This is a genomic window from Nocardia amamiensis NBRC 102102 (genome assembly GCF_001612745.1).
GTDB lineage: Bacteria > Actinomycetota > Actinomycetes > Mycobacteriales > Mycobacteriaceae > Nocardia > Nocardia amamiensis.
The window spans coordinates 1-16,322 of sequence record NZ_BDBA01000041.1 but is presented as its reverse complement, the minus strand read 5'-3'; the positions used below and the strand labels follow the sequence as shown (position 1 = coordinate 16,322).

The window sequence follows — 16,322 nt, the reverse complement described above, 5'->3', positions numbered from 1 at the left end:
CGACAGTGCAGCGGTCTGCTCAGTGAGGGCGCGCTGGCAGTCCGAGCGCCGGGCCGGAGGGGGCGGGACCTGCCCACCTGTTGAAAGGTGCCACCGACCAATGCCGCGAACGATCCTGTATCCCTCCGACGAGCAGATACGAATCACGACAGCGAAATTGCTCGACCTGTACAGCGACTCCGCCCCCGTATTCTTCGGCCTCACCTTGGCGGGACCGGATCGAGTCGGCGTCATGCCGCAGCCGATAATGCCCACGGACGAACCACCGATTCACGACCTTTCGACGCTGATCTTCTCGCGTGCCCCGCGTGCGACGTTATGGGGTTTCGGATACCGCGACGAAGTACTGGCCGAACGTGCGGGTGAATCGGCCGAAGCGATGGTCGCGTGGACCGCTGATGCGCGGGGCAACATGTGGAAGGCCGTGCAATTCCGCGACCAGCCGCAGACAGACCCGGTGGTCACCTTCCGCCCGGCCGACGAAGGCCGGCCGGGCGAAGAGGCGATCATGTTGGAGCTGTGGGTCGCGGCAATGGCTCTCGCGGCGATCTGACAGACGCCGTAGCCGCGACCGCTAGACCCAGTTGTCCGCGGAGGGCGGAGAGTTCGGTCAGCGGCCGGAACCGCTGAATGATCCGCTCCGCAGCCCGCCCGCGGACCCACTCGGCAGCCGGAGCTCGGCATCCGGGACGCCGGTGCCGTTGGGATCGAGCAGATCGTCTTGGTTTGCATAGGGACTCATGCCGGGTGGTGCCTGTCGCGTCGTGAGGTACTTCCACAAGCCGTCGGCAAGTCCGATACCTCCGCCGAGCAACGTACCGGCCAGGCCGCCGCCCGCGGCGAGCGCCATGATGACCGCGGGCGCCGTTGCGAGGCAACCAGGGCCGACGACAAGGCATGAGCCGAGGCCGAGAACGGCTCCGACGACGGCTCCGACAGCCAGTCCGACGACGGTGCCCACCAGCGTGCCGCGGGTCAGGTTGTTGGACAGGTCGTTGAGAGCGAGTTGCTCCTCGAGCGGTGAGGCGGCCGGCTGCGCTCGGTGCCGAGGCGATGCGAGGTCCGGGGTGAGCGTGAGAATTCGTCCCGCACTTGTGATCTGCTGCGCGATCTCATGACGTGCGCCGTCGATCGTCAGTGCCAACGGGAGAGTGGTGAGCAGCTGGCCGTCGAGGTCGAGGACGGAAACGGATTGCCGGTCTGGGGCAAGAGCGAAGGTCGCGCCGTCCAGGGTCGTGACCACGGACTGCCCCATGACATCGACGCGGTACCGGTCGGACGGCAGAGTTTCGACGTCCGCCGACGCCGGCGCAGACGCCACCGCCAGGAACGCGACGGTCGCGGCCAAGAGGGTTGGTGCCCATTTGATCATGATCGTTCCTCGACCGTCACTGCCCATGCGATGCATCAGCGGGAGCAGGGACCCCACCGGGCCTGCCCTGAACGTGCGGGGCGTACTTGGTCCCACCCGGCGGGGTCTGCAGCGTGGTGACGTACTCGTACAGCGCGTAGGCGGCGGTCGGCCCGCCACCCAGCACCAGCCCGGCGAGGCCGCCTACGGCTCCCACGAGGCCGATGATCGGAAGCACCGTGACCACGCAGCCGAGACTGATGACTGCGCATGCCGCTCCTGCCAGAACGAATCCGACGCCGATTCCGACGGCCGCACCGATCGCGGTGCCGATCAAGCTACCGAGCGATGTGCCGATGCTGACCGCATTGATCAGGTCGTTCATCGCCAGTTGGTTCTCCAAAGGCGATGCGATCAGGTTCGATTCGTTGCGGCGTATGCCTTCGGTGTCCGGGGTCATGGTCAGCGTGCGGCTGTCACCGGAGATGTCATATCGAATCGGCAGCAGCTGTCCGTCGATGCTGAAGGTCAGTGGCAGCGCTTCGAGTTCGTGTCCGGCGGAGTTGCGCACCACCACCGACTGCCGGTCTCCGGCGAGGGCGAACACCCCGTGATCGAGTGTGGTGATCACCGACCGGTCGACGACGTTCGCGTGGTAGGCCACGTGCGGCGGGTGGGTCTCGGCGTCGGCCGTCGCGGTCGCGATCACGCCGATAGTTGCGGTGAATACTGCTGCCCACGCAGCTGTGCGAAGGGGCATTGATCTTTCCTTACCTTGGGTTCCTCGCCCGGCAAGCCCGGGTGAAGAACAGGAGCCGCATCAGCGCGAAGGTCGAATCGATGAGTTCGATAGGGATCGCTGCGTGGGACGCGCCATGGTCTGGCGAGCCCGGCTGACGTCGGCTGGTTCTTGTTGTTGCGGTGCACTCCGCGAGTTGGAGCACGAAGTGAGCATATCTTCATAGCTGACGATTGCGTCATCGATTCGCAGAATTCGGTCGACTGCGGCTTCGGTAGGCCTCTTCCGGCACCGCCGTACCTGGGTTCGGTGGCGCAATCTCGCTGGCAGGATTCGGCTTGGAGCACTACGGGTCGATTCCGGCGATCTCGCAGACGGTTTCGGCGAAAGCCCGGATATGGGCCTTGGCGCCCGGTGCGGCGCCACAGCAGCCCGCGTTCGATCGGTGGCGATCCCGGAAGCGATGGTTTGGCTAACACGCCGCTGGATGGTCCGAGGCGTTCGGCCGTGCGCCGGAAGCGCATGTCGGCCAATGGCCACTTACCGACTAGCGTGCGCCCCCACGTCCGCGTCTGTCCGTGGAGACGGCGGACGAGTGGCGCCGCGTGCCGCGCGGTGAAGACGCAAGGCTCACGCCGAGTGCTTCAAGGCTCACGCCGAGTGCTTCCAGTTGGGCAGCGCGAGCGGGGTCGAGGGTGCCGGTGCGGTATTGCTTGCGGCGGGTGGACAGCCAGGTGCCCAGGTGGAAGCCGTCGGCGGTGACGTACTTCTGCAGCACATCGGCGGTGCCGTGTTCTTTCCGGTAGGCGATGAGTGCGTCGATCGCCTTGTCCCACAAAGTCTCGAAGGGTTCCCAATCCATGCCGAGCGTCTCGAGCGCCGCTATCTGGTCTGCGGTGAGTCTGCCTGCGCGGTAGTTGCGCCGTTGGGTGTTGACCCAGTTGCCGAGCTTGTAGCCGTCGGCGGTGACGTATCGCAGTGGGACGCGGCCGGTGCCGTTTCGGCGGTGGTATTCGGTGAGTCGGTGCACGCCGGTGCGCCATGCGGTTTCGATCGGATCCCAGTCCACACCCAATTCGTCGAGTTGCGCGATGCGTTCGGGTGCCAGTTGCCCGAGTCGGTACTTGCTGCGATTGCTGCTCAGCCATCTCCCGAGCTGGAGCCCGTCGCTGGTGACGTGTCCTTGCGGGACGCTGAGGTGGCCGTGTACGTCGCGGAAGGCCCGCAGTGCGTCCACGGTCCGCTGCCATTGGGTCTGAAATGGGCGCCAATCGACGCCGAGTGCTTCCAGTTGTGCGATGCGCTCGGGACGTAAGGTGCCCGCGTCGTAGTTGTCGCGGCAGTGCCGCAGCCATTTGCCGAGGTTGTGGCCTTCGGGTGTGCGGTAGGCATCGGGGATGTCGAGGTGACCGTGCTCGGCGCGAAAAGCCGCTGCGGCGGCGATATTTCCGGCCCATCGGGCTTCGTGTTTCGGGTCGCGGCGGCGCCGGTCGGCTGGATCGATGCCCAGGGCTCGGAGTTCGGCGGACTCGGCGTCGGTGAGCAGGCCGTCGCGGTGGCGTCGCCGTTGGCCACCCAGCCAGGCACCGAGCTGATATCCGTTGGCGGTGACGTAGTCGTGCGGCACCTCGGCCGTGCCGTATTCGCGGTGGTAGGCGCATAGTTCCGAGATGCCGCGCTGCCAGCCGCGCTGTGGTGTCCAGTTGATGCCGAGCGCTTCCAGCCTGGCTGCGCGGTCGGCGGGCAGCAGGCCTGCGCGGTAGGCCCGGCGGCAGGCCGCCAGCCACGCGCTCAGTGAACCGCCGCGCGGTGTGCGATAGGTCTTCGGCACGGTGAGGTGGCCGTGCTCGGCGTGGAATGCGACCAGTGCGCCGTAGTTCTCCCACCACGCCGAGGTGGTGGTCTCCACGGTGCGCAGCAGGATCGAGCGGTGGAATTCGTCGCCGACGTGCGCTGGTGCGCCGTCGATGTGCAGCCATCGCGGCACCGGCTCGGCGTCGCGGGATGCACGGCCGCGGCGCCAGCTGTCCTGCCGCCGCGCGTCGAGGTAGTCGGCGATGCGCTCATCGTGGGCGCGCAGCGCCCGCACCACGCGCCATACCGTGTCGAACTCCGAACCATCCAGTGCCGCTTCGGGATTCTCGCCCTCGGTGAGGAAGATCGGGACGATGACGGTGGCGGTCTTGCCGGTGTCGTGACCGCGGCGCAACGCACGCCCGACCGCCTGTACCACATCGGTGGCCGAATCTCTCGGGTCGGCGAACATCACCGCGTCCAGTGCGGGCACGTCCACGCCTTCGGCAAGGACTCGCGCGTTGGCGATCACGACCGTCGACTCGCCGGGATCACGCAGCTCCGCCAAGGCATAGCGGCGATGCCGCGGCGCCATGTCACCGGACACCCATCGCGCCTGCACCGGCCGAGCGGGCCGGTCTGCTCCGGGCAGCAATTCGATCGCTGTGCGCAAGCCCGCCGCGAATCGTGTCGCCGACGCCACCCGCCCGTGATAGGTGATCACCCGCCGCAGCCGGTAGTCGCGGATCGCCTTCGCCAAGGCGATTTGCATCGCCAGCATACGCGCTGATACGGCCCGACCGTCGATGGTGACAACCCGATGCGGCGCAGTCAGTTTCGCGACTTCGGCGTCGGTGACGGTTACCACCGCCACCCGGTAGTCGGCGAGCAGACCCGTGTCGATGGCAGCCGCGAACGGCAGGTGAAATACCTGTGGGCCGAATACCGCCGGGTCGTCCATGCTGACGATGTCGGCGCCGCCGACTGTCATGATCCGCGGTGTCGCCGTCAAGTACAGACGACACCGGGCAGGCAGCAGCCGATCGTCGTGTACCTGCGCCCAGCGGCCCTTGACCCCGGCTGTGCGATGCGCCTCATCGATGACGACCATCGTCCAGCGTGGCAGCTGGTGTTCGGCATGCGCAGCGAGGATCACGGACAAGCTGGCGTAGGTCGCGAAGACCGTGATGCGGCCGCGACGCCCGGCCAGGCGGGCGATCTCCAGCGGGTCGGTGGTGACCGGGGCATGCAGGTGGTCCATCTCGGCCCGGAGCTCGGCCGCCAATTCCGTGGCTTTGTGGTCGCCGCACACCGCAGCGATCACTCCGGCCGCCGCACCCAGATGAGCGGCGTAGGCGTGTGCGGTCTGGGCCAGCAGCTCCAACGTCGGTACGAGGACCAGTACCCGGCCGTCGGGGGCCAGCCGCCGGGAGCACTCGGCACCGACGATCGTCTTCCCCGTGCCGCAGGCGGCCACCGCCGTCGCCCGGCGGCACCCCTGCCGATCGGCGCTGGATTTGCCTAGTTCAGCAGAGATTTTCTCGACTGCCTCGACCTGGTGCGGCCACAACTGCGGCCCCACGGTCTGTTCCACGAAAGCTCCTATCGACTCGAGCGCGCAGCGTAGTTGGGCCCAGCGGGTCCCATCGGGCCGCTACCGCCCGTGGGACGGCTGCGGGCGTTCCAACTCACACCACAAGACGGTCCGTCCGCCAGCGCTGTGCCGCCCGTACCGCACGCTGATCCGCTCGACACACTCGCTGATCAACCGCCCCGCCCCGCCGATGATGGTGGCGTTCTCAGGAGAGTCGTGGAGTTCGACCACCAACCGGGCGGACGACACTGCCCGTAGGCGCAGCGTCATCCGCGTCGGGGTCGCCAGGCCCTGGTGCTCGATCGCGGTGACGAACGCCGTCGTCAGCTCATGGGTAACACGTTCGGCGTTGACCAGCACGCCGGCCCACCCCCATTTGTGCAGGGTGTTGCGGACGAACATCTCCGCGACCGGAACAGCATTGAGCTGTGCCGACAGGTCGATGCGATCGGTCCCGCCGCCAGGCGCCGCCTCCGGTAGCGGCAGGCCGCGTGCGTTGCCTCCCCGCGCGGCGATGTGTGCGGCAACGCGGGTGAGTTGGCTGGCCAACATGTCCTTTTCGCGGTCGCTCAAGGCGACGGTCGCCGCCTCGAGGGCCATGCGGTTGCTCGCACCGATACGGCGGATCTGCTCGAGCAGGGCATGAGCGGCTGCTCTGTGGTTGTCAGTCATGGTCACCGCTCCGATGGGTTCCATTGCCTTCGACTTGCGGCGCGGCGAGATCGGGCAGTCGCGCGTTCGAGCGGCGACCTCGGCAGCGAGGTCGGCATACGCAATGGTCAACTCCGCCAACCGCCGCCAGGCATAGTGCAATTGCGCATCCGGGGTGCCGTTGGTAAGTGCCGCGTAGGCGTTGATGGAGAACTGGACGAGCCGATCGACGACCATGCCCACCGTTTCCGAATGCATGGTGGCAGCGCCGTACGGCGGCGGCATCGTAGTCGCAACCCAGCGATCTATCTCGTTGACCAAACCGGCCCTGGCGCAATCAATCTCAATGAGCCGCGCTGCATCGGCCAAACGTCGTGCCCGATGCAAGCAGGCCAGCTCGTGCGCGGCCACTAGCACCGGATGCCGCATCGGCACAGTTCCAGCGCAGGCTTCCAGCAACATGTCTTTCGACGGCAGCGGCGTCGTCATAGCGTTCGTCACCGCGACTCGTCCGTGCGGCCGAGCCGGAGCCGATCCCGAAGCCGCTTGCTTTCCGCTGGCGCCCAAAGGCATTCGGCCGCCGCCAGACCTGCCAGCTCGGCTGCGGTCAATCCCACCGCACGAGCCAACTCCTGGATCGCACCGAGTTCCTCGGCCGCACGCAACGCGGCCACGGCTTGATCGGTCGTGAGCGTCCTCCCAGGTAGAAAGCTCACCGCCCAACAACCCTGCCCGACCGACCTCGCACGGTGCGCCGTGCGGTCGCTTGACATGAACGAACCTCTGATCACCTGCACAGTCATGACCCCCACCTGCCTCGGTCAACGGAACCCGATGGTCCCAACGGTTGATGCATCGATTTAAGCTTAAAATTACGCATCGCGTTGAATTTTCAGCCGATGTTGGTGAGGTAGCTTCAACGAACCTTGTCTACGACGGCGAAAGGGCGACATGCGCGACGACCGTTCAGATCCATCCGCGTTGCGCTTCCTGGTCGGTCACGATCTCCGGGCGGCGCGAGAGCATGCCAGGATCAAGCAGGCAGACGCGGCCAAGCACATCGGCTGCACCCCAGCGAAGCTCAGCTACATGGAGGCCGGTAAGACGGCCCAGCATCCCGACGAAGTAGCCAAGCTGCTGCGGTACTACCACGTCGATATCGAGCATGTGGAACGAGTCGTCTCGCTTGCGGGCCGCGCTGATCACGGAACTTGGTGGGCACCGTTCGGGGAGGTTCTGCCCGACTGGTTCAAGACGTTCGTCGGACTGGAAGGTTTGGCGGACAGTCAATTCGAGTACGCCGACAAGGTGATGCCAGGGCAGTTGCAGACACCTGGTTACGCAACCGCACTACTGGCCGACAGCCTGCACATACCTCCCATGGACGCAGCTCAGGCTGTTCGAGCGCGGATGGCCCGTCAACGCCTGGTTGAGGTGGACAAGCCGCTCCGACTTCGGGCTGTTGTCGAGGAAGTCGTACTCGATAGACCAGTTGGTGGTCCGGTGGTAATGGGTCGGCAGCTGGAACATCTGCTGGAGCTGATGGAACTGGGCACCATAGAGCTCCAGGTGATTTCGACACAGGTCGCAGTGCACGAGGGGCTGACGGGATCGTTCATCCTGCTGAACTTCTCCGAGGCGCGCAGCATCGCCTATGTCGAGTACCATACAGGCGCTCTCTACCTGCAGGAACAGGGACAAGTAGACTTGTACGCACTTGCGGCTGAGCGACTGCGGAGTAGGGCGATGTCTTCCTCCGAGAGTGTCGACGCGATTTCGAGTCGCATCTTGAAGTACAAGAAGATGGAGCGTAGATGACCACCAGACTCCGCCACGGCTGGCAGAAGAGTTCCTACAGCAACAACGGCGGCGCCTCGTGCGTCGAGGTCAACTTCGCTGGCGAGACGATACTCCTGCGTGACAGCAAATATCTGCGCGACCCGTCGAACGATCCCGCCGGACAGCCGATCATCGTCATCGAGGCCGAGTCATGGCCGGTATTCCTGAATGCAGCAGCGGGATTGGCGACCGATCCGGCAAGGGGCATCCCTTCCATCAAGAGAACCCCGGACGGTGGTGCTGTCGTTCGTGCAGTCGACGGCACGGCCCTCGTATACACCTGCGCTGAATGGCATGCATTCGTGGCCGGAATCCGCGCTGGCGAATTCAGCCTCATCGCTGCCTGAGCCACTTGCGGTCTGCGGCTGACGCCTGGTCTCAGACGCTTTCTGCGAAGCAGTCGCGCCTGACTATCGCTGACCGACATGTGTCCCCAGCACGTCAGTGGCTGTGGCGGGCGGTGGAACGTGTCGACGGTTGGCATCCCAATTGCTATGGTGGGGCGGACTTTTGTCTCAGCGACCGGGGAGGGGCCAGTATGCGAGCGATTGCGGTGGCAGTCGGACTGTGCGCGGTGCTGGCGGTGGCCGGGTGTGGGCAGGATCTGTCGGGGGAGCCGCAGCAGAGCACGGTTGCAAGTCTGAGCAAGGCTGACCTTTACGATCCGTGCACGTTGCCCGCCGATGCGATTACAGCCGCGGGTGCTGATCCGGCGAGCAAAGACGACAATCCCTTCTTAGTTGCTCGGGACTCGTGGAAGGGATGTGCATGGAGAAGTAGCTGGTACTTCCTGGATGTCTATTCGACGAACCACAGTGTTGCTGAATTCAAGTCGAACGATATTTTCCACGATTTCCGTGATGCGCAGCTCGGTAGCCGTAAGGCGATGACCTTCAATCAAAGAGTCGACAATGCGGCGGCCAGCAACTGTGGAGTCGTTTTCGGTACCTCGCGAGGAACGATACAATTGATGGTTAGACGGTTTGCCTCGGAGCAAGGTAGGCCCGATGATCTATGCGCCCTCGCCCTTCGGTCAGCGAATGCGTTGAACGGATCAATTCCCAGCTAGAACCGTTCGAACGTGAATCCAGGGAGGGTATAATGGGCGACATTTCCGACATGAAAAACGAATTAAAGTTCCTTGCCGGTGAGGCGACTGCCGGACGGCTGATGTTCCAAACTGATGTTGCCGAGCGTTGTGTGAAGATGTGTGATGACTACATTCTGGAGCTCAACACGCTACACGCTGGTGCGGACCGACTTGTAAACATCGACTCATTCGGCATCTTGAACTCCGCGAAGGCCCTTGCCGCGAAGTTTTATGACCTTGCTATAGGTGGCCCTGGTTCCGGATCGTATAGGGATTCGGTCACCAAGCACATCGAGGTTGTCAAGCAGATGGCCGAGATGTTCCGCAAGGCCGGTGAGGCGTACAAAGCCGCAGATCAGGGCACTCAGCAGGCGATCACCAGCGTGGGCGATCAGGTCTAATCGGAGGGGGAGCAATGGGTATCACCGAATTTCTGGGCAACCTGGGCCGTCATTCCAGCGTGAGTCCTCAAGTGTTCGGGTATCTCGGTGAGCGGGTTGGGGCGTTGTTCGAGCACAACGTTCCCGAGCCGAACCAGGCGCAGAAAGATGCGCAGACGGCGGGGGACGATGCGCGGACGAAGCTGTACGCGCAGAATGCTGCTCTGACGCAGAATTTCCAGGGTGATTACCTGCCGCCGGTTGTTCCGGCCGTCATGGAGCAATTCGTCTCCATGCCGCATTCCAAGATCATGGAATTCGTCAATTCCATAAAGCTCACGGACATGTGGAACAGCGTCCTCGGTTGGCAACAGCTGGCTGGGAAGACCCTCCAGAAGGCGCAGGAATTCCAGGCGAATATCAACGGCGCGATCGGGCAGGGTTGGCAGGGTGCTGCTGCTGATCGAGCGCTGGCGAGCGTGCAGCGGTATGTGAACGATGTGCACAACTTGGAGCAGGCCGCCAATATCGTCGCGAACAAGATGGAAGAGGCCTACTCCGGATTCAACCAGGTGTACCACCAGGTGCCGCACGAAACCGACAAGCGCTCGACCTCACTCGCCGGAACCCTGCTGAACGGTGTCGCCTCGGTGATACCTGGGCTGGGTTCGGCCTCGTCCGTAGGGCAGTTGATGGCCGACCAGGGCCGTGCCCAAAAAGCGCAGGACCGCGCCAACGAGGTTATGCGGACTGTGTATTCGCCGGTTGCGCTACAGGCGGATACGAACGTTCCGAAGATCCCCGGCCCGATTCAGCCATCCGATCCCTCGTCGCCGGGTTGGCCGCCAACTCCCTCCGGCATCACCGATTCGCCCAGGCCGAGCGGCGTGAATCCGTCAACGGGCAATCCCGCACAGCAGCCGAGCGGGCCGAGTCCCGATCCCTCGTCCACCACGGACCCGGCGCAGACGACTCCGTCCAGCCTCCAACTGCCGCAGAATCCGCTCGGCGACAATCCGACCGGCCGGGACCCGAATGCGACGTCACCTGCGCCGACGTCGCCCGGGACTACCCCGGCCGGTTACCACCCCAGCCCGGGTTCGCCCGGAAGCCCCGGCTCGCCGGGAAGTCCCAGTTCACCGCCTGGTGGGCCAGGACGCGGTATTCCCGGTCAGCAACCCGCCGGCACCCCCACCGCGAATCCCACCGGTGTCGGCGGCGGACGGCCAGGCATGGCCGGTATGCCGGGCGGCATGATGCCGCCCGGCCGGGGTAAGGGCGATGACGACGAAAAAGAGCACGAATCGGCCGACTACCTGCGCGGGGTGCACGAAGAGCTACTCGGCCCGGAGGTCCGGACCGTGCCCCCGGTGATCGGCGCCACCGACTGATGACGAACTCATGGCGGTTGCCGCCGATCGAGTTCCACGTCGCGTGGGAGGCGATGGGCCGCGACCGCATACCGTTCCCGTTGACTTTTCGCACGGAAGCGGAGACACAACTGGATTTTGATCGCGAATGCCGCAGTGCCGCACAATCTTTAGTCGACAAGATGGGTGACGACGACAGCCTGTACCGGGCGTTGCAGGCGCTGGCTCAGCCGCGCGTGCGAGTCGAGATGCTCGGCTACCGGCGCGACGGCCGCGATCGAATGGTCCGCGTGAGCGCTGGCATCGATGACGGCGTCGGCACGGTTGCCGCCCAACACCCAGGCCCCGATATCGAATCCGGCGGCGACATCCTGATCTTCCTGCACTCACCGAGCGCCGTCGTGAAGCGCATTGCGGCAATCCTTCCGGACGTTCCCCCTGGCTCGGCGCCCGGCCTCGATCTTCACCGCCAAGACCTCACACCAGAAGAACGCGCCTGGACCGCATCCCGCACCCGCACCCCACGCGAGGAGGCGACCCGCTTCTTCAAGCGCCCGTACCGCACGTACGTCGAAATCAGGATCGACACCGGCCCGGCTCTGGACGGCTGGCAAGAGGGCGGCCGCTACCTCCAGGTGGTCGATTTCGTGGACGAGGGCCGCTACCTGATCCACGTCTCCGAACGGCTCGTAGCAACCCCGGTCACCAAGGATCGCTTGGAGGCCGAAATCCAGCAACGCATCGATCAGGCGATGCGCGAGGCGCGCGAGAAAGCCTGGTCATAGCTGAAACTGTGGTGCGGCCGCTACGCGGGGCCCGGCGGGCGATGTCGTGCGGGTCGGTGGTGACCGGGGCATATGCAGGTCGGCCGCCGACTCCATGGGTTTTGTCAACTCCGGCCCATCTGTGGTTCTGGCCCACTTTTTCGTGATCTACCCGTCCGTATGTCGATTCCGGTCTCTCCTGACCCGGTAGTTCCGGGTGAACGCCGACCCACCCTGTGACGAATCGTGAGGTGCTACAGGTCCGCTGCTTCCTACTCGGGATCTACGCCGAACGCAATGTTCGGATCCGCGACGAATACGACGGAATCGAGTATCGTTCGCGCATGTTCCCGACCTGGCGAATCGCCTCTGCCAAAGCGGCATTTCAGCGCTGGCCCCGGCGTGCCACCCTTGGGCTGGCGGGATGGATCGCAGTCCTCGGGGTTCCCGCAGCAGTCATCGGCGTCGCAGTTGCGGCCGGATTACCTTCCGCCGCAAACGAACTCATTGTTGGTGTCTGGCTGCTGCTCGTGGTGGCCACCGTCCTCGTCGCGGGCTGGATCTGGGTGTGGCGCGTCAGCGAACTCGCCAACATGGAAACCAGTGCGCGCTACGACGTGCTGCGGGACATCGAGACCTCGCGGCTCACCCTGCGCCGACCGGCGCCGAAGGACGCAATATCGCTCGAAGCCACGATCGACGATGCGATGCTCGCCAGCAACGGCTGGACAGAACGAAATGGCCGGGCACTGATCAAGGCTGTCGGCGGCGGCCACCCGACTCCGGGGCTTCTCGTGATCGAGTCGCGGTCAGATGCAACCGTGATCGGTGGCGCAACTGTGCACCCCACCGGCGACGAGACATCGTCGCGTTCCATCGGTTGGTGGATTGGCGCCAGTCACCGGGGAGCCGGTTATGCGAGCGAAGCGGTGGCTGCACTCGTCGACGCGCTCCACGACGCCGGATATACCAGCGTCGAGATCGGCACGAACGAGTCGAATCTCGCGGTGCAGCGCATCTGCGACAAGATCGGCGCAACGGTAATGGACCGGCGACCGCAGCCCTTGCCGAACGGATCGACTGTCCCTGGAATCTGGTTTGAACATCGACGTGTGGTCACAGAAACAACGTGAATCAGGTGCTCTCTCCCATATGTGAATGGGCCGACTCCAGGCGACGACAGCCCGCGGTGAGTCCGGCGGATCAGCTCTAATACGACCGCATCGAATATGCAGGGTTACCAGTACGACACCGGCGGGCCGCCGCGCCGGAGCGTCGCGGGGCGGTCCAACCTCTGACCAGCCCTGCAGAACCGCATCTGTGCCCCGCCCGTCCCGGCTCAACCATGACCTTCGGCTCCAACGACGTCCGAAAATGCCGAATTGAGCGTGCCTCTCGGATTGGAGCACAGATAATTCTGATGCCTCATGGCGAGTGATGACAGCAGTTGGTCACCCGAGACGTGAGGTGCCATCACCATCCAATTCGCTCGCGACTCTTGCCACCCGTCCCGTCATAGCGAACAGCAGAGCCTCGCCGGACCCGAGGACCTCGGGTCCGCGGCCGACCGACCAGTCCATGTCGGTGGCCACCAAGCGCACCCCGCGCGTGCGGCGGGCCCCTCGAATTACCGGGCTGATGCGTGCGTAGTTCAGCGCGACACGAAGTCGCTGCTCGGGGATGATGCGTGTTTGCTTCAGAGGCCGACGAATGTCCTGCTGGTGGATGAGGCATTCGATCAGTGCCACTCGCCCGCCGTACAGCGCACCGGCACCGGACGGTTCGATGCCCCGGCGCATCAACTCGACGAGTTCGTGCGGCTCTTTCCCGGAGTAGTTCGGCAATTTCGCCGCGTTCAGTTGGTCGACGTCCCCTCGTGTTTGCACCATGTTGATCGCCAAGCGGGCTGTGCTCTGACCGAGATAGCCAATCGTGTGCGTGACCACGTCGCGTACGGACCACCCCTCGCACAGGCTCGGCGCAAGCCAGTCCTGTGGTGACAGTCGGGCCAGCAGGTCAGCAAAGTCGGCTCGCTCTAATCGAGCGAGATCGCGAATGTCAACCATGGCAATGAGTATCAAACCGCCGCCGGTCACCGCGCCTGCGATGTAACCGATTTCACGAGATTGCACAACGAGAGTAATGCGGACACATCAGATTCCACAGAATGCACACCCGCCCTGGATGGTCATCCCAGCTCGCCTCCACCGAAGCCCTCGACAGTTGGCCCACGAATCCTTCATCGGCAGCGCACGAAACACCGATCTCACATCGGAAACGCGAGCACACCATCAGGGGCCGTCAGCCTCCTGATGAACCACCTCCCGAACGACTGCCGACCAGCCATCGACGCAACCGCTGCGGAACTTCACAACTCTGATTCACCAGAACAGTCAAGATGATCAACACCAGATGTTCGGCAGGGCACAACCGGACCTGCTTGCGGCGATCGCGCCAGCTGCGGCACCAGCATCCTCGGTGCCGTCGCTGACTTCGAGCGTTGTCCGATGTCCCGCCGCGCGTGCGACAGCTTGGCCGCCGCCCGGCTCGCGGGCAAACCGGGAGTCAGCAAATTTGTATTCAGGCCACGGCAGGTGTAGCCAGCCCGGTAGCCGGGCATCTATCCAGTGCCGCATGGAAGGCGGGCCGACCGCGGGTACGGTGTGGGCCGCCGCGAACGAGGAGGAATGACTACCGATATGAACTTCCAGCACGGCTGGCCCGGCGCCGCACCGGGCAGCTATCCGCCCCCGCATCCGCAGTTGCCGGGCCATGGCTATGGGGCGCCCCAATCTTCGGCGAGTGGTGGCACCGGGATCGCGGCGGGACTGCTCGCGTTGCTGGGTGGCGGTTGGGAGACGTACGGTCTCGTGTCGTTGCTGAATTCGCGGATCTTCGACACTCTGGCAGGTCTTGCGCTGGTCGGCGTGGCGGTGGCCGGACTGGTGGCGTTCCTGCTCATTCTGGGCGGCATCCTGCTGCTGTGTCGATTGACTGTCGGCCGAGTTCTGGTGATCGTCGGTAGCGCATTGAGTTTGATCAACTTGGCTATCGGGCTCGCGCTGGTAGGGCTTTTCGGCCTGCAGCCGGTAGTCGTCGGCGTGCTGACGCTGGCGACACTTGTCCTCGCCGCCATCAGTCCGACCGGCCGGTGGATCGCGGCACGTCGTCAATCAACGCCGCAGTACGGCCCCCAGCCCGCACCGCCATATGGTCAGCCCGCGTTCGCGCAGTACGGCCAGCAGCCTCCCCAGCCTTACGGCCATTTAACCGCGCCACCCCCGGTCCATCCGGCTCCGCCGTACGGCCAGCCGCCATATCCGAACCGCTGACCCGCTGGTCTGGCGTGGGGCTGTGGCGGGAGCGGGCTACGCACCCACCGGAGAGTCGAGGAGTTGGTCTACGCGCCGCGCCGGGAAGGGTCGTACGGTGGAGCCATGAACCGGCTCGGAATGGCGACGTCTCCGTACCTGCGCCAGCACGCGGACAACCCCGTGCACTGGCGGGAGTGGGATGCCGAGGCGCTGGCCGAAGCGCGCGAGCGGGACGTGCCGATCCTGCTTTCGGTCGGGTATGCGTCCTGTCACTGGTGCCATGTGATGGCGCACGAGTCGTTCGAGGACGTGGCGACTGCCGAGCAGATGAACGAGAACTTCGTCTGCGTGAAGGTCGACCGGGAGGAGCGGCCTGACCTCGACGCGGTGTACATGAACGCCACTGTTGCGATGACCGGTCAGGGCGGCTGGCCGATGACCTGCTTCCTCACGCCGGACGGCGAACCGTTCTACTGCGGCACCTACTACCCGAAACTGCCGCGCGGCGGCATGCCGTCGTTCACCCAGCTGCTCACCGCGATCACCGAGACCTGGCGCACGCGCCGCGACGAGGTGGACCAAGCGTCCGCGCAGGTGGCTGCGGCGCTGCGCGAGCAGACGGCGGGGCTGCCCGAAGCGGATCTGACCATCACGAACGAGCTGCTCGGACACGCCGTCGCCACCGTGCTGCGCGACGAGGACGGCAAGCACGGCGGCTTCGGCGGCGTACCGAAGTTCCCGCCGTCCGCGCTGCTGGAAGGCCTGCTGCGGCACTGGGAGCGGACCGGCGAACCGGCCGTGTTCGATGTGGTCGCGCGTACCGCCGAGGCGATGGCGCGCGGCGGCATCTACGACCAGCTGCGCGGTGGTTTCGCGCGGTATTCGGTCGATGCCGCGTGGGTGGTGCCGCACTTCGAGAAGATGCTCTATGACAACGCGCAGTTGCTGCGCGCCTACGCGCACCTGGCGCGGCGCACGACGTCGGCGCTGCCGGAATCGTTGTCGCACCGGGTCACGCGCGAGATCGTGCGGTTCCTGCTCGACGACCTGGGTACCGCGCAGGGCGGCTTCGCCTCGGCGTTGGACGCGGATACGCACCTGGAGCCCGGCAAACCGGGCGTCGAAGGCGCGACCTATGTGTGGACCCCGGCCGAACTGGCTGGTGCGCTCGGTGCGATCGACGGGGCGTGGGCCGCCGCATTCTTCGGTGTCACCACCGCCGGGAACTTCGAACAGGGAACCTCCGTGTTGACCAGGTACACCGAGCCGACCGGCGCGGAGGACAACGCCCGCCTGGAACACATTCGAGCAGCGCTGATCGCGGCGCGCGACCGGCGTCCGCAGCCGGAGCGCGACGACAAAGTGGTGACCGCGTGGAACGGGATGGCGATCACCGCGCTCGCCGAAGCCGCGGCCGCGCTGGACGAGCCGGAATG

General features: G+C 65.1%; 16 protein-coding genes. 10 read left to right on the top strand and 6 right to left on the bottom strand.

The annotated features are described in order from the left end of the window. Positions 1–100 precede the first annotated feature (100 nt). Positions 101–553, top strand: a complete 453-nt coding sequence (locus NA4_RS10645) for a hypothetical protein (RefSeq protein ID WP_067467880.1) — start codon at positions 101–103, stop codon at positions 551–553. A 57-nt stretch (positions 554–610) separates the two neighbouring features. Here the strand turns inward: NA4_RS10645 and NA4_RS10640 are convergent, their stop codons facing one another. The 5 genes from NA4_RS10640 to NA4_RS39010 all read right to left on the bottom strand — a co-directional run bounded on the left by NA4_RS10640 (position 611) and on the right by NA4_RS39010 (position 6,845). Continuing rightward, entirely contained in the window at positions 611–1,372 is a 762-nt protein-coding gene (locus tag NA4_RS10640) for a DUF8020 domain-containing protein (RefSeq protein WP_157128940.1), read from the bottom strand. A 16-nt stretch (positions 1,373–1,388) separates the two neighbouring features. Then, positions 1,389–2,111 carry a DUF8020 domain-containing protein gene (locus tag NA4_RS10635; protein ID WP_157128939.1) on the bottom strand — a complete coding sequence of 241 codons (723 nt, stop codon included), beginning with the start codon at positions 2,109–2,111 and terminating at the stop codon, positions 1,389–1,391. A gap of 526 nt (positions 2,112–2,637) precedes the next feature. Further along, a complete protein-coding gene (locus NA4_RS10630) occupies positions 2,638–5,478 on the bottom strand; it encodes a DEAD/DEAH box helicase (protein WP_067467871.1) in 2,841 nt (946 codons plus the stop codon). Between the two features lie 60 nt (positions 5,479–5,538). Then, positions 5,539–6,558, bottom strand: coding sequence for a DUF4254 domain-containing protein (locus tag NA4_RS10625; protein ID WP_245671266.1), 1,020 nt, complete (start codon positions 6,556–6,558; stop codon positions 5,539–5,541). Positions 6,559–6,626: 68 nt separating this feature from the next. After that, positions 6,627–6,845 (bottom strand): hypothetical protein, encoded by a 219-nt coding sequence (locus tag NA4_RS39010; protein ID WP_245671257.1) that lies wholly within the window; start codon positions 6,843–6,845, stop codon positions 6,627–6,629. Positions 6,846–7,080: 235 nt separating this feature from the next. Between NA4_RS39010 and NA4_RS10620 the strand changes: the two genes are divergently transcribed. From NA4_RS10620 to NA4_RS10595, 7 genes are all read left to right on the top strand, one after another. Continuing rightward, the gene (locus NA4_RS10620) at positions 7,081–7,947 is read left to right on the top strand and encodes a helix-turn-helix domain-containing protein (RefSeq protein ID WP_067467864.1); all 867 of its coding nucleotides are present in this window, start codon (positions 7,081–7,083) and stop codon (positions 7,945–7,947) included. After that, positions 7,944–8,315: a DUF397 domain-containing protein gene (locus NA4_RS10615; RefSeq protein ID WP_067467861.1), complete on the top strand. Its 372-nt coding sequence runs from the start codon at positions 7,944–7,946 to the stop codon at positions 8,313–8,315. Before NA4_RS10620 ends, NA4_RS10615 begins: the two co-directional genes overlap by 4 nt. Positions 8,316–8,506: 191 nt before the next feature. After that, positions 8,507–9,037: a DUF3558 domain-containing protein gene (locus NA4_RS39005; RefSeq protein ID WP_169811013.1), complete on the top strand. Its 531-nt coding sequence runs from the start codon at positions 8,507–8,509 to the stop codon at positions 9,035–9,037. 32 nt (positions 9,038–9,069) lie between these two features. Then, positions 9,070–9,459 carry a hypothetical protein gene (locus NA4_RS10610; protein ID WP_067467858.1) on the top strand — a complete coding sequence of 130 codons (390 nt, stop codon included), beginning with the start codon at positions 9,070–9,072 and terminating at the stop codon, positions 9,457–9,459. 14 nt (positions 9,460–9,473) lie between these two features. Continuing rightward, positions 9,474–10,829: a PPE domain-containing protein gene (locus NA4_RS10605; protein WP_067467855.1), complete on the top strand. Its 1,356-nt coding sequence runs from the start codon at positions 9,474–9,476 to the stop codon at positions 10,827–10,829. A gap of 17 nt (positions 10,830–10,846) precedes the next feature. After that, positions 10,847–11,593, top strand: coding sequence for an ESX secretion-associated protein EspG (locus NA4_RS10600; RefSeq protein ID WP_169811012.1), 747 nt, complete (start codon positions 10,847–10,849; stop codon positions 11,591–11,593). Positions 11,594–11,808: 215 nt separating this feature from the next. Then, positions 11,809–12,705 carry a GNAT family N-acetyltransferase gene (locus NA4_RS10595; RefSeq protein WP_067467848.1) on the top strand — a complete coding sequence of 299 codons (897 nt, stop codon included), beginning with the start codon at positions 11,809–11,811 and terminating at the stop codon, positions 12,703–12,705. Positions 12,706–13,023: 318 nt separating this feature from the next. On the opposite strand, the gene NA4_RS10590 is transcribed toward NA4_RS10595, so the two are convergent. Beyond that, positions 13,024–13,668: a maleylpyruvate isomerase family mycothiol-dependent enzyme gene (locus tag NA4_RS10590; RefSeq protein ID WP_245671255.1), complete on the bottom strand. Its 645-nt coding sequence runs from the start codon at positions 13,666–13,668 to the stop codon at positions 13,024–13,026. A 591-nt stretch (positions 13,669–14,259) separates the two neighbouring features. Here NA4_RS10590 and NA4_RS10585 point away from each other — a divergent pair. Together NA4_RS10585 and NA4_RS10580 are read left to right on the top strand one after the other, a co-directional pair. Then, positions 14,260–14,904 (top strand): hypothetical protein, encoded by a 645-nt coding sequence (locus tag NA4_RS10585; protein WP_157128938.1) that lies wholly within the window; start codon positions 14,260–14,262, stop codon positions 14,902–14,904. A 105-nt stretch (positions 14,905–15,009) separates the two neighbouring features. After that, the coding region (locus tag NA4_RS10580) for a thioredoxin domain-containing protein (protein WP_157128937.1) at positions 15,010–16,322 on the top strand (1,313 nt) is incomplete at its 3' end.

What these genes read in the sequence shown, in the direction of transcription:
- NA4_RS10645 (WP_067467880.1), top strand. Translation starts at nt 101, where the DNA reads ATGCCGCGAACGATCCTGTATCCCTCCGACGAGCAGATACGAATCACG.
- NA4_RS10640 (WP_157128940.1), bottom strand. Translation starts at nt 1,372, where the DNA reads ATGATCAAATGGGCACCAACCCTCTTGGCCGCGACCGTCGCGTTCCTG.
- NA4_RS10635 (WP_157128939.1), bottom strand. Translation starts at nt 2,111, where the DNA reads ATGCCCCTTCGCACAGCTGCGTGGGCAGCAGTATTCACCGCAACTATC.
- NA4_RS10625 (WP_245671266.1), bottom strand. Translation starts at nt 6,558, where the DNA reads ATGCGGCATCCGGTGCTAGTGGCCGCGCACGAGCTGGCCTGCTTGCAT.
- NA4_RS10620 (WP_067467864.1), top strand. Translation starts at nt 7,081, where the DNA reads ATGCGCGACGACCGTTCAGATCCATCCGCGTTGCGCTTCCTGGTCGGT.
- NA4_RS10615 (WP_067467861.1), top strand. Translation starts at nt 7,944, where the DNA reads ATGACCACCAGACTCCGCCACGGCTGGCAGAAGAGTTCCTACAGCAAC.
- NA4_RS39005 (WP_169811013.1), top strand. Translation starts at nt 8,507, where the DNA reads ATGCGAGCGATTGCGGTGGCAGTCGGACTGTGCGCGGTGCTGGCGGTG.
- NA4_RS10610 (WP_067467858.1), top strand. Translation starts at nt 9,070, where the DNA reads ATGGGCGACATTTCCGACATGAAAAACGAATTAAAGTTCCTTGCCGGT.
- NA4_RS10605 (WP_067467855.1), top strand. Translation starts at nt 9,474, where the DNA reads ATGGGTATCACCGAATTTCTGGGCAACCTGGGCCGTCATTCCAGCGTG.
- NA4_RS10585 (WP_157128938.1), top strand. Translation starts at nt 14,260, where the DNA reads ATGACTACCGATATGAACTTCCAGCACGGCTGGCCCGGCGCCGCACCG.